Source organism: Arthrobacter sp. Bi83, from assembly GCF_918698095.1.
Lineage (GTDB): Bacteria > Actinomycetota > Actinomycetes > Actinomycetales > Micrococcaceae > Arthrobacter.
In genome coordinates, this window is sequence record NZ_CAKKLY010000004.1 from 95,679 (window position 1) to 114,647 (window position 18,969).

The following is an 18,969-nucleotide window of genomic DNA, read 5'->3' on the forward strand; positions in this document are numbered from 1 at the left end:
GAACGTTGGGCCGCCGTCACGGCGGCCTAACGCGGAACGCTCCTCGGCAGTGGGGTGACCAGTCCACGGAGGCGGCGTCATCGCGTCGGGATCAGCTTGATCTTTCGATCCCCAAGATCAAGTTCCGCATAGTCATTCGCCCGATCGTTGACTCCAAAAAACTCGAGCAGTGAATACGCCGGCGCCGATAACTGCTGCCGCGCCGCGGGGGTCAGTTCCTTTCTCACTTTTTAGCATCGAAGTTCTGCCCAAACATTGCAGATATCTGCCGCAAACCTTGATCGGGGCAACGGAATATTGGCACAAAGAGGCAGCTAACCAACGGACTGTGAAAGTGAAGGTAGCCAAAGTGGCCACGACAGCAGAGAAATCGAAGTACCGCTACAGTGACTTTTACTGCTTCATGTCGCTTGCGGACTTCACTGCCTATGTCTCCAAGGATGACGGCGAAGGGGACAGCGGCTTTTCGATCAGCGGCAACGAGCCTTAGCCGATCGGCTGGAGCCCTTCGGCACGTCAACTGCCGCAGTAATTGCTGGCATCACGGGGCCTCGGACCAAGGTTCACCGCTTGTGGTATCGGCAAGCTCGCCAAGGGATTGACGCCGGCGTGCTACAGGGCCATTATTCTCCTAGACGACGGCTGGGGGCGCTAGGCATTTAGGCAAAGGAGCCGCGCCGTGGCCAGCTACAGTTTCACAGCACCAGTCTGCGGGGATTTCCCCACATCCGGTTTGAGCGGAATTCTGAATGCTCAAACACGACGATTCATAGGTCCGGTTCAGCCTGATTGCCGACGACACCATAGACGCCGCCGCAAGTCTGTCCAAGGTCCGGCCCCAGAGTCAGCAGCGTGCCGGTCATGATGGCCGCCGTGCTCCGTTGGGTACTGCAGTTCCGGCTATTGGTCCTCGTTCTGGCAGCGGGAATCCTGGGTTTTGGATTCACAAGTTTGCCAGCCATGTCGGTGGATGCATTCCCGGAATTCGCCCCACCGCAGGTTGAGATTCAGACGGAAGCCCTGGGGTTGTCTGCTGCCGAGGTTGAGCAGCTGATCACCTCCCCCATGGAGGCCGACTTGCTGAACGGTGTGGCCTGGGTGGAGGCAATCCGGTCCAAGTCGGTTCCGGGTCTTTCCTCGATCCAAATGGTCTTCCAGCCCGGGACCGACATCTTCAGGGCGCGTCAGCTTGTCGCGGAGCGTTTAACCCAAGCGCGGGCCCTGCCGAACGTCTCGGCGGCTCCTGTCCTGATGCAGCCACTGTCATCCACTAGCCGTGTCATGATGGTTCGTCTCACGTCTAAGCAGATGTCTGCCATCGAGATGTCCGTCCTGGCCCGGTGGACGATGAAGCCCGGGCTCCTGGCCGTACCCGGGGTTGCAAACGTCTCCATCTGGGGCCTGCGCGACCAGCAGTTGCAGGTCCTGGTGGATCCCGAGAAGCTTCAGGCCAAGGGCGTGACACTCGACCAAGTGATCCGGACCACCGGTAACTCCGTGTGGGTGTCCCCTTTAACCTTCCTGGAAGCTTCGACACCGGGCACAGGCGGTTTCCTGGAGACGGGGCACCAGCGCCTCGGAGTCCAGCATGTCCTGCCCATAACGACTCCCTTGGACCTGGGGAAAGTCAGTCTCCAGGGCCCGTCCGGAAAACTGCTTCTTGGGGATGTCGCCCGGGTCGAGACGGATCATCAACCGTTGATCGGTGACGCGGAGCCTGGCCAGGATGCCGAACTTCTGCTGGTGATCGAGAAGTTCCCGGAAACGAACACGATGGACGTCACCCGCGGCGTCGATGAGACACTGCACGCACTCCAGCCCGGTTTGCCCGGCGTTACGATCGACACCACAGTGTACCGGCAGGCTTCATTTATCCAGGAGGAGGTCGGCACCCTCGGCGTCGCGCTATTGATCACGCTAGTGCTGATAGCTGCAATGTTTGGCGCGTTCTTCCGATCCTGGCGCACAGCGCTCATCAGCCTGATCACTATTCCAGTGTCACTGACCGCCGCGGCTCTGCTGCTCTCCCTGCGCGGCGCCGGGTTGAACACCATGGTCCTGGCCGGCATGATCCTCGCCTTGGTGGTCATTGTGGGAGATATCGCTGAAGACCTTAGTGGCACCATCCAGGCCTACCGGATGTCCGGTGGAGCCGATGCCGGAGAAGCGCGTGACGCCTTGGTGGCAGGTTCATTGCAGGCAGTTCGCACGCCTCTACTCTACTCGTTGTTGATTATGGTACTGAGTGTCATCCCGGCGCTCTTTGTGCCAGGCGAGAACGGTGCGATGTTCGGACCCCTTGTCCTTTCCTATCTGCTCGCTCTGGCGGTCGCCATGGTGTTGGCGCTGACTGTTACCGCTGCACTGGTGTTCGTCCTGCCGATCGGCTCCTCCCCGAGACGGGAAGGGCCGGCGATGAAGCGTCTTCGTATTCGGTACGGCCGTCTTCTGTCGCGAGGGGCGGGCAAAACCGGGTGGGTGTTCGTAGCTGCCGCGGTGATTGCTGTGGCGGGGCTTGCACTAGCCCCGCAGCTGGCCTCGAACCAGCCTGTGGTGCCGGTGCTCGCGGACAAGACACTGGTGGTTCAGTGGAACGCTTTGTCGGGCACATCGGACCAGGAAATGAGCCGGATCACTGAGACGGCCGTGCGTGAACTCAGGGCGCTGCCTGGAGTCTCAAACGTCGGAGCAGAGGTCGGACGGGCTATTACTTCAGACCAGGTGGGGGACGTCGGTTCCGGGGAACTTTGGGTGACGGTGGCTCCGGACGCGTCCTACCGTGACACGGCAGACACGGTCCAGAAGATTGTCGAGGGGTATCCGGGTCTTACGGCCAAAGTCTCGACCTACACCCAGCAGAAAATTGACCAGATCCGGGAAGCCGCTGATTCCGGCTTCGCGGTCCGGGTGTACGGGGTGGACATAACTACCATCCGTCAGAAGGCAGAGGAGGTGCGGCAGATCCTCGCGCGCACCGCTGGTGTAGTGAATCCGCATATCGACGCCCCCAACGAACAGCCAATCGTCGAGGTCAAGGTTGATCTTGCCGCAGCACAGAAGGCGGGCGTGATACCCGGGGAAGTGCGACGTGCGGCTGCCGCTTTGCTTCAGGGCATCGACGTGGGCAACGTCTATGAACAGCAGAAGGTCTTCTCTGTAGTGGTGAAAGGAACGCCGTCGACCCGGAACAGCCTGACGAGCGTCCGCGAGCTGCTGATCGATACCCCCAAGGGCGGACATGTGCGTCTGGGCGACGTAGCCAAGGTCAGTGTTGTGGGAAACGAAGCGGTGATACTCCACGACGGCACGTCCCGGCGCGTAGACGTGAAGGCTGACATTCAGGGGCGCGGGTTGAATGACGTGCAACAGGACATTAACAGGAGCTTGCAGCAGATCCAGTTCCCGCTGTCCTACCATGCCGAGATCCTCACCCAGTACGAACAGCAGCAAAACAATTTCCGTTGGCTGGGGCTGCTGGCGGCAATCGCTGCCTTCGGCATCCTGGTCCTGCTCCAGACAGCTCTGGGAGGGTGGCGGCTCGCAGCTGCTGTCTTCCTGGGACTGATCGTTTCCCTCTCCGGAGGCGTCCTTGCGGCCTTCGCTGCCGGCGGGATCAACTCCTTGATTTCGCTCGTCGCATTCTCGGCAGTCCTCGGAATTGCGGCCCGGAGCTCTCTTCTTCTCGCAGCCAGGGTCCGACAACTTCAGTCCGGGCGCGAGACCGCCACGGGGGCTGAACTGGTCGTCCGGGCAGCGCGGGACCGGCTACGGCCGACCCTCGGGTCTGCCTTGATGACGGGTCTGGCTGTCCTTCCGCTGGTTCTGTTCGGTGGTACGACCGGCGCGGAGATCATGCTGCCGCTAGCCGTCATCATCTGGGGCGGGCTGCTGACAACGACGCTCTTCGTTCTCTTTGTCCTGCCCGCCGTGCTGCTACGCTTCGCGCCTGATCGCGCAGTGAGCCGCCGGATCAACGGCAACCCCCTGTCGAGGCCTGAAAGCCGGAATGCATCATGAGTCCATTAAATGCTCCTCGTGAGCGCAGCCTTTTCGTTCTGATCATCTTGGTCCTCGTGGCATTATGTTTGCCGGGCTGCAGCCAGCCGCCGGTGGAGACTGCGACCGGGGACGCCGCTGCGCGCCTGGAAACTGTGCCGGGAACAGACCTCAGCAAGGTCACTCTGACTGAGCAAGCCGTCAGGAACATCGGGCTGGAGACGAGCACGGTGAGTGCCGACCCGAAGAGCAAGAAGCTCAGTGTCCCCTACGAGGCGATCCTGTATGACAGCCAGGGAAAGACCTGGGTCTACACGAATCCCGAGCCCCTGGTCTACGTTCGCGGCTCCGTGACCGTCGAGCGCATCGACGGGCAGATCGCCCGGCTGGCTGACGGCCCGGCGCCCGGCACTACCGTAGTCACCTTGGGAGCCGAGGAACTGCTCGGCGCAGAGTTGGATACGGCCCACTAGCATGAGGTGGATCATAGGAATCAGCCTCAAATTCAGGACAATAGTCGTTGCCTTGGCCAGCGTCATCATGCTGCTGGGTTCCCTCCAGCTAAGCGGAGCGTCCATAGATGTCTTTCCTGAATTCGCGCCTCCACGTGTCGAAATTCAGACTGCCTGCCTGGGTTTGACCGCGCAAGAAGTTGAAGAACTGGTCAGCGTGCCCATCGAGGCCTCCCTCAGCGGCATGCCCGGCCTGGACGAACTGCGGTCGAAATCCGTGCCCCAGCTGTCCTCGATTCTGCTGGTCTTCAAACAGGGCACCGACCTGCTCAACGCGCGCCAACTGGTAGCCGAGCGCATGGCCGCGGTGACCTCAGCGCTGCCGACATGGGCCGCCCCCCCGGTAATGCTGCAGCCGCTTTCTTCGACGAGCCGCGTCATGAAAATCGGCATGACCTCCTCCAGCCGGTCCTTGATCGAAATGTCCATGCTCTCTTACTGGGACATCCGGGCGCGGATACTCCGGGTCCCGGGCGTAGCCAACGTCGCCATCTGGGGCGAACGACTCCAGATGCTCCAGGTCCAGGTCCAACCGGAGCGGCTCAAGGCCGAAAAAGTCACTCTCAACCAAGTCATGGAAGTCACTGCGGGGGCCGTGGACGCGGGGCTGCTCCAATACTCCCCCGGGAAATTCATCGGGACGGGCGGCTTCGTCGGCACCCCAAATCAGCGGATGAGCGTCCGGCATGTCCAGCCGATCACCAGCCCCGCTGATCTGGCCCGGATCACCATCCGCGAGAAGGACGGCGTCGCGCTGCACCTGAGTGATGTTGCCCGGGTCGTCGAAGATCACCAGCCGCTTATCGGTGACGCCGTCATCAACAACGGCCACGGACTCATGCTCATCGTCGAAAAGCTTCCCTGGGGGAACACCCTGGATGTGACCAAGGGAGTCGAGGAAGCCCTTCACGAGCTCCAACCAGGCATGAGCGGCATCAGCTTTGACACCACCATCTTCCGGCCGGCGAGCTTTATCGAGGAGGCTATTTCCAACCTCAGCCTCGCCCTGCTCCTTGGCTGTCTGTTGGTGGTGATGATTCTCAGCGCGTTCCTCTTCCAATGGCGCACCGCCCTGATCAGCCTTGTCGCCATTCCCCTCTCCTTGCTGACGGCGGCACTCGTCCTCTACTTCACAGCCAGTGCGATCAACACCATGGTCCTCGCCGGGCTGGTCATCGCCGTCGGAGTTGTCGTCGACGACGCGATCATCGACGTCGAAAACATCATGCGCCGGCTACGACAGCACCGCGCCCGCGGCAGCGACGAACCAACGGCTTCCGTGGTCCTGAAAGCCTCGCTTGAAATGCGCAGTCCCATTGTCTACGCAACCTTGATCATTGTTGTGGCTTCCCTACCCATCTTCTTCCTGAACGGACTGACCGGCGTCTTCTTCAGGCCGCTGGCCGTCTCCTACACACTCGCGGTCCTGGCTTCAATGCTGGTCGCGCTGACTGTCACCCCGGCGCTGGCCCTGATTCTGTTGGGCAGGGCCAAACTAGAGGAGCGCGAACCGCCGCTGGTCCGCGTACTCAAGCGCGGATACCACACGGTCCTGTCCCGGATCATGAACCGGCCCCGCTACGGCTATGCGGGTTTCGGTGCCCTGGCGCTCACGGGACTGGCGATCGCTCCCTTGCTGGGCCAGTCCTTGTTCCCCACATTCAAGGAACGGGACTTCCTGATGCACTGGGTCGCCGAGCCCGGCACCTCGGTGGCAGAGGAATACCGGATCGCTCAAAGGGGCTGCGATGCATTGCTTAAAGTACCCGGGGTGCTTAATTGTGGATCACACATTGGACAGGCATTCCAGGCAGACGAAATAGTCGGCGTCAACGCCGGTGAAAACTGGATCAGCATCGACCGCCACGCCGACTATGAAAAGACGGTTGCAGCAGTCCAAGAAGTTGTTGACGGTTACCCTGGCCTTCACCGTGACGTGCAGACATATCTGAAGGAGAGAATCGAAGAGGTCATCACCGGCGCCAGCGAACCCATCCTCGTCCGTGTCTATGGCGATGACCTCAACGTGCTGCGTGAACAAGCCCAAAAAATCAAGGAGCTGATGGACGGAATTCAGGGAACCGACGAACCCCATGTCTCCCTGGAAGTCGAAGTTCCGCAGATTACCGTCAAGGTAAATCTCGAAGCAGCCAAGAAGTACGGCCTGAAACCCGGCGACGTCAGACGCGCGGCCGCGACCCTCGTAGCCGGAGAGGAAGTCGGCGACGTCTTCCGGGATGGCAGGGCCTACGACGTCCAGGTCTGGAGCACCCCCGAAACCCGCGCCAGCGTCACCAGCATTCAGGACCTCCCGATCGATACACCTGCCGGGTCGCACGTCCGACTGGCCGACGTCGCAGCGGTCAGCGTGCAGCCGACCCCGAACCTCATCGACCGCACCAACGGATCCCGCCGGGTCGAGGTCGGATCATTCATCGACAGCGGAGCAGACCTGGGACAGGTCGTCACCCAGTTGCAGGACCGCCTGCAGGGCCTTGACCTGCCGGCCGGCTACAGCATCCAGCTGCTCGGTGAATACACTGAACGACAGGCGGCCACCGAACGACTGACGATTTTCGCCATCGCCGCGATCCTGCTGATCCTCCTGTTTCTGCAGACCTCCTTCCGGAGCTGGCGGCTGGCCGTACTCGCCCTTCTGACCCTTCCAATAGCGCTCGTCGGCGGAGTGTTCGCCGCATACTTCACGGGCGGTGTCCTCTCACTCGGATCGCTCGTTGGCTTCCTTACCGTGATGGGCATCGCAGCGCGAAACGGCATCCTGCTCATCAGCCACTGCCAGCATCTGGAACGGAACGAGGGCGAAGCATTCAGCCGGGCGCTCGTGCTGCGCGGCGCAGGAGAAAGACTCTCACCGATCCTCATGACCACCCTCGCCACCGGGTTGGCACTGGTGCCCCTGGTCGTCATGGGCAACATCCCCGGCCACGAAATCGAACATCCCATGGCCGTCGTCATCCTTGGCGGCCTCCTTACCTCCACCCTCCTCAACCTGTTCATCGTTCCATCCCTTTATCTCCGCTTCGCCAAGGCACGGCCAAGCCACGGTGGCACCCGGCGGGACGGAACGAAGGTGTCGGCGCTGCCCTTCCTGAGGTCCCGACGCGTAGCTACTGTCGGTGTGGAGAATCCAGATCAACCCGGCACGTCCGGTTAGTGCATCCCGGCGTACGGAGTGGTCAACTCAGACCACTCCGGACGCGGGAGCGAACTCCCAGTCATGGATTTAACTCATGTCCCTGCAGGAAAAAGCGGCCGGTACACCGGTGGGAAGGCGTTCGCGGGCAGGGGGTCATGCTTGGGCGGGTCAGCGGTGATTGGGTCGTTGGTCCGCAAATTAGCCACCGCGTACTGAAACATCATGTCGTGGTCCTCGTGTACCAGGTTGTGGCAGTGGATCATGTACCGCCCTCCCTCCTGCGCGGTGGCGTCGAACTGCATCAGCGTGGTGATGGACTCGTTCTCGCCGGCGTAGAAGACGTCCTTGGGGCCGCCTTCCCAGGCGAAGGGTTTGCCGCCGTTGGTGTTGCGGGCGATGATTTTGGCGTCAATCAGATGGATGTGTACCGGGTGGAACCATCCTCCGGATTGGTTAATGATGGTCCATTGCTCGACGGCGAAGGGCTGCGGGTTGCCGAACAACTTGGTGAATCCGGACCTTTCCACGTCGTCCCACAGGACCCCGTTGATGCTCCACTGGCCGTTCTGGCGCTCGAACCTGAGCTGCCTCTTCACCGTGGCCATCTGCGGGGTCAGGCTCATCGTGTCGATGCCGCCCCGGGACGCGGTGGGTGACCCCCCGCCGTCGAGCCTCGACGGGATGGACGAGATGGACCCTGCCCGGGAGCCCGAATCGGCCACCACCTGGAACCGCATGATCTTGCCCGTGTTGGCAAAGTCGATGTTGTTCTTGTTGCTGAGGTTGCGCAGGTCAACCGTCTGCCCGGGCCTGTACTTGCGGAAGTCGATCAGGATTTCGGTGCGCTCCGCAGTACCCATTCGCCATGACGCAACGGCCTGGACCACCGGCGTCATGCCGGCATCGGTGGCAACGATGTGGACGGGTTCACCGTTGGAGAGGGTCGGCCGGTAGGAGCGTGAGATCGATGCGTCGAGCACGCGGAAACGGTAAATGCGCGGCTTGACCTTCATGGTCGGCCACGGCACCCCGTTGACCAGGATTACGTCACCCCACAGCCCCTTTTGGCCGTTGTCGTTGTACCCGAGCGAGCCGTCCGACTGGAACAGTGCGTCGGAAAGCATCAGCGGCACGTCGAACTCACCTTGCGGCAGCTGCGCCCGCTCAAAACGGTCCGTCAGCGGGTAGAACGCGGCCAGTCCTGAATACACATTCTGGGCAGTGATGTGGTGCTTGTGGTCGTGGTACCAAAGCGTGCGGGCCGCCTGCCTGTTGGGATAGTGGTAATTCTTGAAGAAGCCGGGAACGGTGATGTCATTCGCATAGCCGTCGTACTGGGGCAGGGAAGCCGAGCCGTGCAGGTGCGTGGAGGTGCTGAATGTCCCCGGTTGGAGCAGCCCCTGCTGCGGGAACGCATTGCGGATCCGCACCTCGATCCGGGTGCCCTGCTTGGCCCGGATGGTGGGACCCGGGAAGATTCCGTTGTACCCGGCCACAGTGCTGGTGAGGCCCGGCAGCATGTGAGCCTGTCCGAGCTTCTGGGTGAGAGCGTAGCGCTCGAAAGGTCGCTTGGGGTCGCCGCCGTCGAAGCCCCGCTGAAAAGGCACGAGCTCGGGCGGCCGCCGGAAGGTTGCCCTATACGGGACTGGCGTGTTCTGCGGTGCGAGCTGGCTCCGGTTGATATCCTGTGTGGTCGCCGCCGGCTCAGCCCCGCCAGCCGACGCTGCCCCGGTCATGGCCGCAGCGCCCACCACCCCCAGCCTCAGTACTTCCCTGCGAGACGTCATCGTCTCCTCCAGACATTGGGATTGTGTATCTTGACATACAGCGGGCCCGCGACCGAAAGCCACGAGTCCGCCTTCCCCCCTGGAGGTGCAGAGACCTGAGTTGCAACGACTCAAGTGTTCGCCGGACACGTTGGGAAAACCATGGAAGCGTTGGCGTTCGTGACTGCGCGTCAACCCAAATGAGGCGTTGACGAACCGGCACGGCAGCATCCATGTGGGCACGGGACGGAGAGTGTCGCGGCCTCCGCGCCTGATGCCCGCACCCGCCAGGGATGGTGGCTGGTTGCGTGACGCCACCCGGAGTTAAGATCAGGCATGGTCCCTGTGACGAATCTGCTGGCCTTTGCCGTTGTCGCCGCGCTGCTGATTGCCGTCCCCGGCCCGAGTGTCCTGTTTGTCATTGGACGGTCGCTTGCTTTGGGTAGGCGCGGCGGCCTGCTCAGCGTCCTGGGCAACGCCGCCGGTGAACTTCTGCAGGTCGCAACCGTGGCGCTGGGCCTCGGCGTGGTGCTGGCGCAGTCGCTGGTCCTTTTCACGGTCATCAGATTGGCCGGAGCTGCATACCTCGTTTACCTCGGCATCCAAGCGGTCAGGAAACGCCGGGGACGGTCGGCCGGGCCGGATCCATTACGTTCCGCCTCCACCCGGCGAATCCTTCGGGAAGGCTTCCTCGTGGGAGCCACCAACCCCAAATCGGTCGTGTTCTTCGTCGCGGTACTCCCTCAGTTCGTGGACCATGCCGCGGGCGCCATCCCGCTCCAGCTCGCCATGCTCGGCGCCACGTTCCTGGCGATCGCCCTCGTCTCGGACAGCATCTGGGCCGTCGCCGCCGGCACGGCCAGGCAATGGTTCGCGCGCTCGCCGCGCCGAGTCGCCGCGGTCAGCACTACCGGCGGAGTGATCATGATCGGCCTCGGGGGCACCCTGGCCCTGACCGGCACCAAGGGATAGCTCCGACCCCAGAACCCGCCGAGTGGTCCGGGCTTCACCTTGGTACCGCGCGGACCTCACCTCGAGGGTTTGAGCACCATCGCCGAGCCGCCCCCGCGCCTAACGGGCTCAGCCGCGGCGACCATTCTCCCGTCGGGTTTGAATTCGATGGCGGTCGCCGCGCCGATCTCTGCTGCCGAGGTGAACGCGTCACCAGACTTTGTGAGCTGATGACCGTAGGGTTTCAGCTGCTTTCCGTAGGCGGTGATGAACTGCGGCTCGGCCGTAACCTGGGCCGTGTTCCGCTGCGAGGCGCGCGGTGCCGCGATGGCCCCGGCGATGCTCATGTGCAGATCAACCCTGTTCAGGATGGTCTGAAGGACCGTAGTGATGATCGTCGATCCGCCGGGCGAGCCGAGCGCGAGGAATGGCTCGCCGTCCTCGAGGATGATGGTCGGGGACATCGAAGAGCGAGGACGCTTTCCCGCCTCAATCCGGTTCGGGTCCTTCGGGTCATACACGGTCGAGAAGTCGGTCAGCTCGTTGTTGAGCAGGAATCCGCGGCCGGGCACCACGATCCCGGACCCGCCGGTCTGCTCGATCGTGAGGGTGTACTCGACCACGTTGCCCCACTTGTCGGCGACCGTCATGTTGGTTGTCGAGATGTTCTCGGTGTCCTTATCGTCAGCGAGGGCCGCGGCGGCAGCCGGGCACACGCCGTCGTACGTGGACACGTCACCTGCCGCGACGGGCTTCGCGGCCGCTTTCTTCGGGTTGATCCGGCACGCGCGCTCCTTGCCGAAAAGCGGGTCAGTGAGGGCGGCAGTAGGAACGTCGGTAAACGCCGGGTCCCCCACATACTTGCCGCGGTCCGCGAAGGCGAGTGCACTCGCCTCGAGATAGTGGTGGAGGGCGTCGGGCGTGGACATCCCCGCAAGGTTGAAGGGCTCCAGGATGTTCAGCGCCTCGCCGACCGTCGTGCCTCCGCTGCTCGACGGCGCCATGCCGTAGACGTCCAGGTCGCGGTATTCCACGTGCGTGGGCGCCTGGTCTAGGGCGCGGTAGGCTGCGAGATCCGCCGTCGTCATGTGGCCGGCCGGGATGGGCAGCTTCGTGGCCGCCGTCTTCGGCGGAGCCTGCACTGTGGCCGCGATTTCCGCGGCGAGCGGGCCGCGGTAGAAGCCCCGCATCCCCTTGTCCGCGAGGAACCGGTACGTCCGGGCGAGGTCGGGGTTCTTGAAGACACTGCCGACGGCGGGCGCGTCGCCGCCGGGGAGGAAGAGGCTGCGCGTCGAGGTGAACGCGTTGAAGCGGAGCTTGTTGTCGAGAGTCTGCTGGCGGAACGTGTCGTCGACGACGAAGCCGCGGGTCGCGACCTTGATGGCGGGCTTGAGGGCATCGTCCAGGTCCAAAGTGCCCCAGCGGTCGAGTGCGCGCTCCCACGTGGCCGGTGTGCCGGGGACGCCGACAGAGACGCCACTCGTGACGAGTTCGGGCGTGAAATTGTACGGCTTGCCGGTCTTGGGGTCGATGAACGCGTTGTGCGGCATCGCTGCCGGTGCGGTCTCGCGGCCGTCAATCGTGCCCACACGGCCGGTCTTGGCGTTGTAGAACACGAAGTAGCCGCCCCCGCCGATCCCAGCGCTGTAGGGCTCGGTCACGCCAAGCGTCGCGGCGGCTGCGACGGCGGCGTCCGCCGCGTTGCCGCCCTCGCGGAGGACATCGATCGCCGCGGCAGATGCCTCCGGGTCCACGGTGCTCACCGCGCCGCCGTACCCGGTGGCGGTCGCGGTCTTGTCGGTCTGCCGCGGATCGGCGAACGCGGGGCTGGTGACGGCGCCGCTTGTCACTGTCATTGCCAGGGCCGCCGTGAGGGCAGCCAGTCGACGGCTCACATAGGGCATGGTGGCTCCCAAGTCAGGGTGATGCGAGTTGACGGTACTGCAACGCTACTCCGCCGGGGAGTGACACTCAACACCGCGGTGGGCCGCGGAACTGGCAACTTCCGAGGTTCTACGACGGCGGGGATTCCGCTGTCGACGCGCTGGTCGAGTCTGCGGACTGGTCGGCCTGGGGATGCTGCTGACGGCTCGCCAGCAGGAACGGCACCGCGATCAACTCGACAACGCCGCCGATCGCCAACGAGGCGGCGTAGCCGTACACATCTGCCGCCCGGCCGAGCAGCGGCTGCACCACCACGCCGCCGCTTGATCCCATGAGCGAGTCGAAGCTAAGTACCGTTGCCCGCTGCTTCGAGGCGATCATGTCGTTCAGGTAGGCCTGCCGCACCGGCGTACCCGCCGAGGCGACCACAGCCCAAAGTGCCAACAGCGCCAGGGCGACCCAGAACACCTGGGTGAACCCGAGCACGACCAGAATCAATGCGCCAAGGATGCTGCTCAGAATCAGAACGGTCGTGCGTTTGCGCACGAGGCGGCGGATGTGGGGCGCCATCCAACCGCCTAGTACCTGCCCTCCAGCCACGATTGCCGCCGCCAGACCCGCCACGGAGTACGCGTGCGGGTCGCCGAAGAGCTCAAGCAGGAACGGCTGGAGGGCGTAGAACACGTAGATACCGACGCCGGCGCTGAACGGCGCGGCCAGCATCACGTAACGCACCGGGGGATTCTTTAGACCGCTTTCAATCGAGGCGGAGAGCACGGCACGGGTGGCCTGGAGAGGATGGGTCGAGCGTTCGGGCGTGAACCCGATATCGTGCATGAGCCAAAAGGCCACGGCGAACATGGCCGCCAGCACCCCCACGCGCAGCAGAAACGGCACGCCCAGGTTGGTGGCCTGCGCGATCACACCGCCTGCCACCGAACCGGCGAGCATCGCGACCCCCGACACCATCTGCCCGCGCCCAAGCACCGTCTCCAGCCCGCCTTCGTACCCTGAGAAGCGCAACGCGTCGACGAGCCAGGCCTCGACCGCACCCGAAAAGAACGTGAAGCCCAGGCCTAGCAGGACCGACACCACAGCCCACCACCAGAATGGGGCGGAGACCTGCCAGAGCAGGTAGTACAGGTAGGTCGAGATGGCCAGTGTCACCGTGCCGAGCAGGAATGAAACGCGTCGCCCCCACCCATCGGCAACCACGCCGGTGGGCACCTCGAACAGCACCATGCCAGCTGTGAAAAAGGCGTTGGCGGCAAAGGCTTCGAGGTTGCTAAGTCCTGCATCCAGCAGGAAAAGCGTGTTGATTCCCCAGATGAAGGAGGCCGCAAGGGTGTTGCCCAGCGTCAGCGTGAGGTAGACGCGCTGAGTCTTGCGGGCGCCGGCGTTCATCGCGTCGCCGTCCCCGCCAGGGCGAGGGGGGAGCACGAATCCATTCTCGTCTCGATTGTCGGAGCCCGCCAGAGCGGATGCAAGCGCAGGGGCGATGGTGGTGCTCGTCCAGTCCAAGGCCTCGGTCCTAGCCGAGTCGGTCCTCGACGCCGCCGCAGCTGTCCGGATAGTGGCTGTCGAAGCGATCTCGCGCGATGCGTCCCAGCCTTTCGACGGTGTGCCAGCTGACGACCGCGAGCAGCAGGGTCAGCAGGATCGCCGACACAGCCACCAACGGCGGGAGGTTGGCTGTCGATCCGCCATTGAGCCAGAGAATGACGACATAGTTCCACAGGTACGCGGCGTAGGAAACTGTGCCCAGCCCTTGCAATGCGCGCGTCCACGTCGGCATCGCACGGGTACGGGAGGCGGCCAGCACCACGAGGACGGCCGCGCCGGCCATGGCCAGCGGGCCCCCGACGAAGAAGAAGGCTGGCGTTTCGTTGGCCTTGGAGAAGAACATCAGCAGCGCCAGGACAAGGACCGCGACGAGCAGGGCCGCCAGCCTGAGCCTGCGGCCGGAGAACCAGCGAAAGACATGCACCCTGTACAGGCGCAGCGCCGAACCAACGATAAGCCCGAGACCCCACGTCGTCGGCAGCGCGTAGACCAAGGAGTGAAGCTGCGGAGCCAGGACCAGCATCGCCAGCACACTCGCCGTCATGACGGAAACGACGACGGCGGCAGACCAGCCGATCAGCCGGCCCTGGCGGTTACGCCGCAGGGCGAACACCAGCAGAGCCGGCCAGACCAGATAGAACTGTTCTTCCACGGCCAGCGTCCAAAGCGGTCCGATGGCCATGCTGACATCGAAGGGCAGCGGTAAGTCCTTGAGATAGCCGAAACCGGTGAGGAGGGTATAGCCGATGATTCCTTTGGACCGGTCCCCAAGCACGTCTGCCGTGAGTTCCACGATGGCGTAGACGCTCAGGAAGGCTATGAGCGCCGGCAACAGGCGGAAGGCCCGGTGTGCGTAAAAGCGGCCGTAACGGATTTTGCGATGCCGTTCGACATCCCTGACCAGCACGCCCGTGATCAGGTAGCCGCTCAGCACGAAGAAGACAATGACACCGACGATGCCGGCACCTTCAAACACACCGGGCCACGAATGTCCAAACAGAACGGCACCAACTGCGGCACCGCGAAGAACGTCCAGGCCCTCCAGCCTCGGGCGCTCTGCACCTCGCTGGGTGGCCGCCGCGGCCGTTCCTCCACGTAGCAACGTCATATAACCTCCGGAGCCTCTAGCCTGCCGGTTCCACCTTCAGCCGGACCGAGGCACCATCCGACCCTGTCTCCTGACGTGACTGTGATTGAAGACGCCAGTCCCGCGCCTCTTCCAAGTATCCCCGATGTCGCTGGACGAACCCTGACCCCCGTCAAGTCATCGACCATGGCTGCGCACGCAGCGGTCTTCGGTGGAGTCCAAGGCGGCCGTCGTCGCCACGTAAGAACCCTGCGCCTAGCGCTGGAAGGCTTCCTTAACGTCCGGCGGCGTCTTTTCCTGAATGACCCAGCGGTTGCCATCAGGGTCACTGAAGAACGCGAAGGCGATACCGCCCATGTCCTGAACGTCGCTGATTACCGCTCCCCGCCGGAGTAGCTCAGCCCGTGTCGATTCCATATCGGCGACCACGAGCTGCAGGCCTTCCAGGCTGCCTGCGGCCATGCTGGTCATTCCCGTGCCGATGACTATGGACGTGGCGGAGCCGGGTGGCGTGAGCTGGACAACCCTGATGCCGGGTATGTATTCAACATCGTGGTCCAGGGCGAAACCGAGCTGGTCTGTGTAGAACGACTTAGCTTTGTCCACGTCAGTAACCGGTACTTGTACGACCTCGAGGCTCATCTCCATGAGCCTCACAGTACCCGAGACTGCCACGCAGGGGCGATGATCACGCGGCGGGAACTGTCGGCAGGGCGGCCTCCAAGGTTTACCGGTTATCTCTAGGTTCCTCCCACCAGACTCTCAGTATCTGGTCGGGAAGCGCACCCCATGAACTGATCGACCAGGCGCCGGGCCCTCCGTCCTCTGCAGGGGCCCGGCGGTTCCATCACCTATTGGAGAGTCGGCATGGAGCACAAACGGGAGACCTACTCCTTTTCACTCGGACCAGGGAGCGAATGCCCGTCGGGAACGTTCGTCCTGGACGTGTCCACCGGGCGCTGCGACTGGACTGACGGCCTGTATGCCATCCACGGCTACACGCGCGGGGAGATTGTCCCCACCGTCGAGCTGGCCCTGGCGCACACACATGCGGAGGACCGCGAGCCTGTCCGCCGGCTGATCTCGGACATCTCTTCCTACGGCGGTCAGGGCGCGACCTTCCACCGGATCCTCGACAGCACGGGGAACGAGCACCGTGTTCTCACCGTGGCACAAGCATATGAAGGCCGTGAGCCGATCACGCCGATTCACGGAGTCACGATCGACCTGACCAGGTCGGTGGATGCGGAAGCAGGACGTGCAGCCAGCGCAGCTGTCGCCGGCGCCTACGCCAGCAGGGCTGTCATAGAACAGGCGAAAGGAATCATCATGGGCCTGCTGGACGTCCAGTCGGACAAGGCCTTCTCCATCCTTGCGACCCGAAGCCAGCACACCAACACCAAGCTCGCTGCCGTCGCATCCGAACTCACCCAAGCCGCCGGCCACGGAGCTCTGCTGCGGACACTGCGTCGGTGGGGCATCCCGTCGTAGATGGAAAGCCCTACCGCCCGTCGATGACCACGTCTCACTGAAAGGACCGGCATCTTCTCGGCCACTGCGATCCAGCTGCCCGCCATGCCACCCAGCCTGGCGCGGGTCCTTGGATGCCGGGTCCGGTGCAACTGGGGGGAGTGCGCCGGACCCGGCTGTTCTGGGGTTCTCCGGTCGCGGTACCTTCAACTCCAGGACACTCACAGTCTTACGGGTGCATCTTGGGATAAGCGCGGAGCCGAGCACGGAGGGTGGTCTCGGTACTGCCCCGAATGGAGGGGATGACTCCAAGGTTCATCTAGGGGGGTCCGACCGTGTGGCGTATGCGTTGGCCTGCTCCCTCACTTGGCGCACGTAGGCATCCGACTGGTTGTAAGAGAGGACGGCGTCTGTCCAGCCTTGGCCGGTGGTGAGGTCACGGCCGCCGGCGCAGAGGTACGAAGCGGCAGTCAGGGCGGCGTCGTCGATGTTCAGGGGGTCGGCTTCGCCGTCTCCGTTCCCGTCGCGCCCTGCCAGCTGCCAGGTGGAGGGAATGAACTGCATCGGTCCGACGGCATGGTCCCAGAGAGCGTCGCCGTCCAGGACGCCGGCGTCTGTGTCGGCGATGGCGGCGAAACCATCGCCGTTGAGGCTGGGACCAATAATGGGCCGGCTCGCCTGCCCGGTGGTCGTCAAACGTCCGCCTCCGTGACTTCCGTGCGCGGACTCGACGAATCCGATGGCTGCCACCGTATTCCAGCCGATCCCGCACGTCGGGGCAGTGGTGTTGGCACCGCTGGCGGCAGCCGCATAGGCCTGAAGGGCCCGGGCCGGTATTCCGGTTTCCGCCGCAGTCCGGGCGAGCCACTGGGCGTCAATCGTGCTCTTGGTGATGTTGACGGCAGGAGTGCTGTTCGTGGACAGCACCTCGAGTTTCGCCTCTGATTGTGGCGGTGCGGGCTGTGCCTGGGCGGTCTCCCCGCCGAACACGCGGAGCGCCCAGAAGGAGAATCCGGAAGCGAGGCAGAATGCGAAAACGCTGAAAACTGCAAGTCGCTTCAGACGGAGCACGGGCTACCCATACCGGAGTGCTGAAGACCGCGCCGGCAGCCCGATCCGCGGCATTGCCTAGCCTTCACATTCGGTGCAGTAAGCGTGGCCGTCCTTCTCGCGTGCGATTTGGGAGCGGTGCCGGACCAGGAAACAGGAGTAGCAGGTGAATTCGTCCTGCGCCTGGGGTACGACTTGGACGACCAGTTCCTCGGCGACGAACTCTCCGCCCGGGGTGACGGCGTCGTCCAAGGCGTCAGCCTCGTCCAGCTCGCGGACGACGCTGCGGGCGTCCGGGGCGTTCGCGGACTGAAGCGCCTCCAGGGAGTTGTCCTGAGATTCTTTGACGTCGGATCGTACTTCGTCGTAATCGGTTGCCACTTGGTTCATTCTCTTCTCTGACGTTCTTGTCTGACGGGAATGCAACTTACACCATTTCACCGGCATTCCCCTGTCACGACGGCAGATGGGTGTGTGGCTGAGGCTCAGGAAGTCCCACCAATTCCCTGCCCGAGAAGTCCGTCGTGCGCGCCAGTCAGGCGCGGCGCGGCAGCCACGCGGTCACGAATCCGCCGCGGGAGCGATCATGGCTGCCGTCGCTCGCGAGCCCGTCTGGGGTCGTGAGCGAGATAGCGCGGCCGTAGCGCGCGCACAGCTCCGGGATCGGATGTTCCCTGCACTCCCAGCCGGCTGCTTCGAGCAACCGGACCGGATCAGGCGGATTCGCCCGTGCCAGCAGTTCGCTCATCGGCAGGCCGGTCTGGGCGCTGAACTCGCGCAGCTTCGCTTCCACTTCTTCGGTGGCCGGCAGGGGGACGGCCCGCTCGATCACCGCCCGTGAGCCCGACGGCGATAACGCCGCCACTTCTTGCAGCGTCGCTAGCTGGGCGTCGGCGCTCAGGTACGGCAGCAGGCCCTCGATGATCCAGGTGGTCGGCTGCTGTCGGTCATAGCCGGCGGTGAGGAGAGCATTTTCCCAAGGCTGGGCCAGGTCGGTGGGCACCGTGATCAGGTGGCAGGCCGGTTTGGCGGACAGCCCTTCCATCACGGCGGCTTTGAACTCGAGGACGTTGGCGTGGTCGAGTTCCAGAACCCGCGAGCCGGGTGGCCACTTGAGCCGGTAGACGCGGGTGTCCAGTCCCGCGCCGAGGATCACGGTCTGGAGGTCTTGAGGCTCCGACTGGAGAAAGTCGTCGATGAAGCGGGTCCGCAGCCCGATGTAGGTGGAAGCAAGCAGGAGCGGCTGCTGCAGTGCAGGGGCAGCCGTCGGGTCTGCAGGCCACACCGTGGGCAGGTCCAGGTTCGACCGGGCACCGGCCACGAGAGCAGCAGCAAAAGGATCGGCAGCAAGTGCATCCGGCCGGGTCGTCTCGACAGCGCGGCCGGCGGCAACGGCAAGAGCCGTCATGGGCAGCCCTTCACCTTCAAGACCTGTCAATTGTTCAGCCTCCCCCGTCAGGAAGCCATCGTCGCATGCGCGCCGGCGTGGATCGTGCCATCAACCCCCTCAGGACCAACGTGGCGTTCTCTGTC

At 63.7% G+C, this 18,969-nt stretch carries 14 protein-coding genes; 6 read left to right on the plus strand and 8 right to left on the minus strand.

What is annotated here, in order from left to right:
* Nucleotides 1-349 precede the first annotated feature (349 nt).
* From LQ144_RS04005 to LQ144_RS04020, 4 genes are all read left to right on the plus strand, one after another.
* Nucleotides 350-490 (plus strand): hypothetical protein, encoded by a 141-nt coding sequence (locus LQ144_RS04005; RefSeq protein WP_230117273.1) that lies wholly within the window; start codon nt 350-352, stop codon nt 488-490.
* 371 nt (nt 491-861) lie between these two features.
* On the plus strand, nt 862-4,017 hold the full coding sequence (locus LQ144_RS04010) for an efflux RND transporter permease subunit (protein ID WP_230117319.1): 3,156 nt from the start codon (nt 862-864) through the stop codon (nt 4,015-4,017).
* Between the two features lie 92 nt (nt 4,018-4,109).
* A complete protein-coding gene (locus LQ144_RS04015) occupies nt 4,110-4,469 on the plus strand; it encodes a hypothetical protein (protein WP_230117274.1) in 360 nt (119 codons plus the stop codon).
* A gap of 1 nt (nt 4,470) precedes the next feature.
* Nucleotides 4,471-7,683, plus strand: a complete 3,213-nt coding sequence (locus LQ144_RS04020) for an efflux RND transporter permease subunit (RefSeq protein ID WP_290369709.1) — start codon at nt 4,471-4,473, stop codon at nt 7,681-7,683.
* A 74-nt stretch (nt 7,684-7,757) separates the two neighbouring features.
* Here the strand turns inward: LQ144_RS04020 and LQ144_RS04025 are convergent, their stop codons facing one another.
* Nucleotides 7,758-9,452 carry a multicopper oxidase domain-containing protein gene (locus LQ144_RS04025; RefSeq protein ID WP_230117275.1) on the minus strand — a complete coding sequence of 565 codons (1,695 nt, stop codon included), beginning with the start codon at nt 9,450-9,452 and terminating at the stop codon, nt 7,758-7,760.
* Between the two features lie 315 nt (nt 9,453-9,767).
* Here LQ144_RS04025 and LQ144_RS04030 point away from each other — a divergent pair, with 315 nt between their 5' ends.
* Entirely contained in the window at nt 9,768-10,403 is a 636-nt protein-coding gene (locus LQ144_RS04030) for a LysE family translocator (RefSeq protein ID WP_230117276.1), read from the plus strand.
* Nucleotides 10,404-10,459: 56 nt separating this feature from the next.
* Here the strand turns inward: LQ144_RS04030 and ggt are convergent, their stop codons facing one another.
* From ggt to LQ144_RS04050, 4 genes are all read right to left on the minus strand, one after another.
* The gene (gene ggt / locus LQ144_RS04035) at nt 10,460-12,286 is read right to left on the minus strand and encodes a gamma-glutamyltransferase (protein WP_230117277.1); all 1,827 of its coding nucleotides are present in this window, start codon (nt 12,284-12,286) and stop codon (nt 10,460-10,462) included.
* A gap of 109 nt (nt 12,287-12,395) precedes the next feature.
* The gene (locus LQ144_RS04040; protein ID WP_230117321.1) at nt 12,396-13,670 is read right to left on the minus strand and encodes an MFS transporter; all 1,275 of its coding nucleotides are present in this window, start codon (nt 13,668-13,670) and stop codon (nt 12,396-12,398) included.
* A gap of 127 nt (nt 13,671-13,797) precedes the next feature.
* Nucleotides 13,798-14,937 (minus strand): acyltransferase, encoded by a 1,140-nt coding sequence (locus tag LQ144_RS04045; RefSeq protein ID WP_230117278.1) that lies wholly within the window; start codon nt 14,935-14,937, stop codon nt 13,798-13,800.
* A gap of 234 nt (nt 14,938-15,171) precedes the next feature.
* A complete protein-coding gene (locus LQ144_RS04050; RefSeq protein ID WP_230117279.1) occupies nt 15,172-15,564 on the minus strand; it encodes a VOC family protein in 393 nt (130 codons plus the stop codon).
* Between the two features lie 219 nt (nt 15,565-15,783).
* Here LQ144_RS04050 and LQ144_RS04055 point away from each other — a divergent pair, with 219 nt between their 5' ends.
* Nucleotides 15,784-16,407: a PAS and ANTAR domain-containing protein gene (locus LQ144_RS04055; RefSeq protein ID WP_230117280.1), complete on the plus strand. Its 624-nt coding sequence runs from the start codon at nt 15,784-15,786 to the stop codon at nt 16,405-16,407.
* 294 nt (nt 16,408-16,701) lie between these two features.
* On the opposite strand, the gene LQ144_RS04060 is transcribed toward LQ144_RS04055, so the two are convergent.
* The 3 genes from LQ144_RS04060 to LQ144_RS04070 all read right to left on the minus strand — a co-directional run bounded on the left by LQ144_RS04060 (nt 16,702) and on the right by LQ144_RS04070 (nt 18,844).
* Complete coding sequence (locus LQ144_RS04060; RefSeq protein ID WP_230117281.1) at nt 16,702-17,457, minus strand: lytic transglycosylase domain-containing protein; 756 nt, start codon at nt 17,455-17,457, stop codon at nt 16,702-16,704.
* Between the two features lie 57 nt (nt 17,458-17,514).
* Entirely contained in the window at nt 17,515-17,817 is a 303-nt protein-coding gene (locus LQ144_RS04065; RefSeq protein WP_230117282.1) for a DUF4193 domain-containing protein, read from the minus strand.
* 154 nt (nt 17,818-17,971) lie between these two features.
* On the minus strand, nt 17,972-18,844 hold the full coding sequence (locus LQ144_RS04070) for an SAM-dependent methyltransferase (RefSeq protein ID WP_230117283.1): 873 nt from the start codon (nt 18,842-18,844) through the stop codon (nt 17,972-17,974).
* Nucleotides 18,845-18,969: the final 125 nt, after the last annotated feature.

Excerpts from the sequence above, each read along its gene's own strand:
- LQ144_RS04040 (WP_230117321.1), bottom strand. The coding sequence starts at position 13,670 with ATGAACGCCGGCGCCCGCAAGACTCAGCGCGTCTACCTCACGCTGACG.
- LQ144_RS04050 (WP_230117279.1), bottom strand. The coding sequence starts at position 15,564 with ATGGAGATGAGCCTCGAGGTCGTACAAGTACCGGTTACTGACGTGGAC.
- LQ144_RS04045 (WP_230117278.1), bottom strand. The coding sequence starts at position 14,937 with ATGACGTTGCTACGTGGAGGAACGGCCGCGGCGGCCACCCAGCGAGGT.
- LQ144_RS04010 (WP_230117319.1), top strand. The coding sequence starts at position 862 with ATGATGGCCGCCGTGCTCCGTTGGGTACTGCAGTTCCGGCTATTGGTC.
- LQ144_RS04055 (WP_230117280.1), top strand. The coding sequence starts at position 15,784 with ATGGAGCACAAACGGGAGACCTACTCCTTTTCACTCGGACCAGGGAGC.
- ggt (WP_230117277.1), bottom strand. The coding sequence starts at position 12,286 with ATGCCCTATGTGAGCCGTCGACTGGCTGCCCTCACGGCGGCCCTGGCA.
- LQ144_RS04020 (WP_290369709.1), top strand. The coding sequence starts at position 4,471 with ATGAGGTGGATCATAGGAATCAGCCTCAAATTCAGGACAATAGTCGTT.
- LQ144_RS04025 (WP_230117275.1), bottom strand. The coding sequence starts at position 9,452 with ATGACGTCTCGCAGGGAAGTACTGAGGCTGGGGGTGGTGGGCGCTGCG.
- LQ144_RS04070 (WP_230117283.1), bottom strand. The coding sequence starts at position 18,844 with ATGACGGCTCTTGCCGTTGCCGCCGGCCGCGCTGTCGAGACGACCCGG.
- LQ144_RS04030 (WP_230117276.1), top strand. The coding sequence starts at position 9,768 with ATGGTCCCTGTGACGAATCTGCTGGCCTTTGCCGTTGTCGCCGCGCTG.